The following is a 3,131-nucleotide window of genomic DNA, read 5'->3' on the forward strand; positions in this document are numbered from 1 at the left end:
CGCCCCCCCGCGGGTGGTGATGGCAGCGCTTAGTCCAGCGTGATCTTCAGATCGCTGATCAGCTTTTGCCAGCGGGCGCGCTCGCCTTTCAGCATGTCGGCGTATTCGGCGGGCGTGTTGCCGACCGGCTCGATGCCGAATTCCACCAGGCGCTGGCGCGTGGCCGGGTCGTTGATGGTGGCGACCACCTGCTTGTTCAGCGCATCGATGACGGCGGGCGGCGTACCCGCCGGCACCACGACGCCCACCTGCGCGGCGGCCTCGACGTTCTTCAGGCCGATCTCGGCAAAGGTGGGCACGTTGGGCAATTGCGGCAGGCGCGTGGGGTTGGCGACGGCCAGCGCGCGGACCTTGCCGCCGTTGATGAAGCCCGCGCCGGCCGCCAGGTCGACCATCATCGCGGGAATCTGGCCGCCCGCCACGTCAGCCAGCGCGGGCGATGCGCCGCGATACGGCACGTGGGTCATGGTCAGGCCGCTTTCGACTTTCAGCAGTTCCATGGCCAGGTGGTGCGGGCTGCCCGCGCCAGCGGAACCGTAGTCCAGGCCTTCCTTACGCGACTTGGCCTCGGCCAGGAATTCCTGCACGGTGTTGACCTTCATGGACGGGCCGACCACAAGAATCATGGGGAAGCGGCCCATCAGCGTGACGGGCGCCAGGTCCTTGACCGGGTCATACGACAGCTTCTTGTACAGCGCCGGGTTGAACACCAGCGTGCCGTTGTCGGCGGACAGCATGGTGTAGCCGTCGGCCGGGGCGCGCGCGGTTTCCGAGGCGGCAATCGCCGTGTTGCCACCCGGCTTGTTCTCGATGACGACGGGTTGGCCCAGGCGGCCGGTCAGGCCCTGGCCGATGCTGCGGGCCAGGAAGTCGGACCCGCCGCCCGCCGCGTACGGCACCACCCAGCGCACGGGTTTGGACGGGTAGTTGGCCGGTGCGGTTTGGGCGAACGCGCTGGCACAGGCCAGCAGGGGCAGGGCCAAAAGGCCGGCAAGCAGGGGGTGTTTCAGGGCGCGCATAGGCTGTCTCCGTATTGGGATGACCTGATGGCATCCCTTCTTTTGCGTAAATCATATACGCAATGCGTAATTTTTCAAGAAGGGTTAACCTTGGATCCGCGCCGGCAGGCCCCCAGCCGCCCGCGCACCCGTATTTGCCAGGAATCGCCGCCGATATGACCCCGTCCAAGCCGTCCAAGAAGATGCCCGCCAAGTCCGCCAAATCCGTACGAACGGATAACCAGGCCGTTGCAAAGGCATCTGCAAAGGCATCCACGAAGCGGGAGGTCGATCTGGACTCGGATACCCGTCCGCGCGAACGGCGCCAGCGCGTGCAGGCCGCCGAGACCGGCATGGTGGTGTTGAAAGGCTTGGCGCGGATGGGCGGGCGCGCCAGCCTGACCGCGCTGGCCGCGCATGTGGACGAAAGCCCCGCCAAGGTGCACCGCTACCTGATGAGCCTGATTGCCGAGGGCCTGGTGGATCAGGAAGTGGCCACGCAGCAGTACCACCTGGGTCTGGAAGCGCTGATGATCGGCGTGGCCGCCATGCGCCAGGCTGATCCCTTGCGCATCAGCGAACCCGTGTTGATCCGGCTGCGTGAAAGCCTGGCGGTGACGTGTTTCATTGCGGTGATGGGCAACAAGGGGCCGACCATCGTCCGCTTTGAGGAACCGGCGCTGCCCGTCACGGTGAACGTGCGCGTGGGCTCGGTACTGTCGATGCTGTGGTCCGCGACCGGGCGCGCGTTTCTGGGCGCTTTGGACGAAGCCCCGATTCAGCGGATGGCGCTGGCCGAACTGGCCGAGGCGCCCGATGATTTGCGCGCCTTGCTGGACCGCGACGATCCCATCGGCGGGCTGCGGCGCCAGGTGCAAGCGGCCGGCTGTGCCACGGTCAAGGATACGAACCTGCGCGGCATCAGCGCCGTGTCGGCGCCCTTGTATGACCACACGGGCCGGCCCTGCGCGGTGTTGACGGCGCTGGGCGCGACGGGTGGCTTTGATGTGTCGCCCAACGGCAAGGTGGTGGCGGCGGTAAAAAAAGAAGCCGCGGCCGCCAGCGCGGCATTGGGGTACGTGGCGTAGCGCGCATTGGGCTGGCCGGCGGTCGGGCAGCAACGCCGATCCCCACTACCGAATCGACCCGCATCACTGACGCGCCAGCCGCAACTCAACCGATAATCCCCCGCCGTCCCGCGCGCTCAGGATCAGCGCCCCGTCCATCGCCTGTGCCAGCTGCTGCGCGATAGCCAGACCCAGCCCGGTCCCGCCCGTGTCGCGGTTGCGCGATCCTTCCAGGCGATAAAAAGGATGCAGCACGGCGGCCAGTTCGTGGTCCGGAATCCCGGGGCCGCGGTCCAGCACGAAGATAGACAGCGTGGCGTCATCGTGTGTCGCCACTTGTACCTGGGCCGCGCCCGCGAACTTCAACGCGTTGTCGATCAGGTTGCCCAGGATGCGGCGAAGTGCATGCGGGCGCGCCATCAGTGGCGCGCCGCTGTCGCCCTCCAGGCTGACGGGCTTGCCGGTATCTTGATAGTCGTAGACCAGGCTTTGCAGAAACGCGTTCAGGTCCACGCGTACGGGGGGTTCGACCTTGCCATGCGCGCTGCGGGCATAGTCGATGCCTTCGCGCACCAGCCGTTCCACCTCGTTCAAGTCTTGCGCCAGTTTGTCGCGATCTTCCGACGGGTCCATGAATTCAGTGCGCAGCTTCATGCGGGTGATCGGCGTTTGCAGGTCGTGCGAGATCGCGCCCAGGATCTGCATGCGCTCGGCCACGTGGGCCGCGATGCGAGCCTGCATGGCGTTGAATGCCGTGGCGGCATGCGCGACTTCGGCCGGGCCGTCTTCTTGCAGCAGCGGGCTCTTGGCGTTGGGATCCAACGTTTCAGCGGCGTGGGCCAGGCGCGTCAGCGGCCGCACCGCCAACCGCACCGCCAGCCATGCGCAAGCGATCAGCAAAATCAGTTGCACCGCCAGCACGGCCAGCAGCCACGGGGCGGGGCGCATGGACGATAGATGGATATTTAGCACCACCGGCTGCCCATCGGACAACACGACGCGCGCCTGGATGTGGCGCGGGTCGTCGGCCATGGCGCGCACGGTCAACGGTCGCGCGCCGCCCAGC

The 3,131-nt window shown here is 66.9% G+C and carries 3 protein-coding genes; 1 reads left to right on the plus strand and 2 read right to left on the minus strand.

What is annotated here, in order from left to right; genetic code table 11:
- Positions 1–29: 29 nt before the first annotated feature.
- Positions 30–1,019, minus strand: coding sequence for a Bug family tripartite tricarboxylate transporter substrate binding protein (locus tag ACNPP0_RS00880; protein WP_143215587.1), 990 nt, complete (start codon positions 1,017–1,019; stop codon positions 30–32).
- Between the two features lie 155 nt (positions 1,020–1,174).
- On the opposite strand from ACNPP0_RS00880, the gene ACNPP0_RS00885 reads away from it, so the two are divergent.
- The gene (locus ACNPP0_RS00885) at positions 1,175–2,086 is read left to right on the plus strand and encodes an IclR family transcriptional regulator (RefSeq protein ID WP_332610130.1); all 912 of its coding nucleotides are present in this window, start codon (positions 1,175–1,177) and stop codon (positions 2,084–2,086) included.
- Positions 2,087–2,149: 63 nt separating this feature from the next.
- On the opposite strand, the gene ACNPP0_RS00890 is transcribed toward ACNPP0_RS00885, so the two are convergent.
- The coding region (locus ACNPP0_RS00890; protein ID WP_448704778.1) for an ATP-binding protein at positions 2,150–3,131 on the minus strand (982 nt) is incomplete at its 5' end.

It is taken from the genome of Achromobacter semiaridum, from assembly GCF_053543755.1.

Coding starts and splice junctions, on each gene's coding strand:
- ACNPP0_RS00880 (WP_143215587.1), bottom strand. CDS start 1,019: ATGCGCGCCCTGAAACACCCCCTGCTTGCCGGCCTTTTGGCCCTGCCC.
- ACNPP0_RS00885 (WP_332610130.1), top strand. CDS start 1,175: ATGACCCCGTCCAAGCCGTCCAAGAAGATGCCCGCCAAGTCCGCCAAA.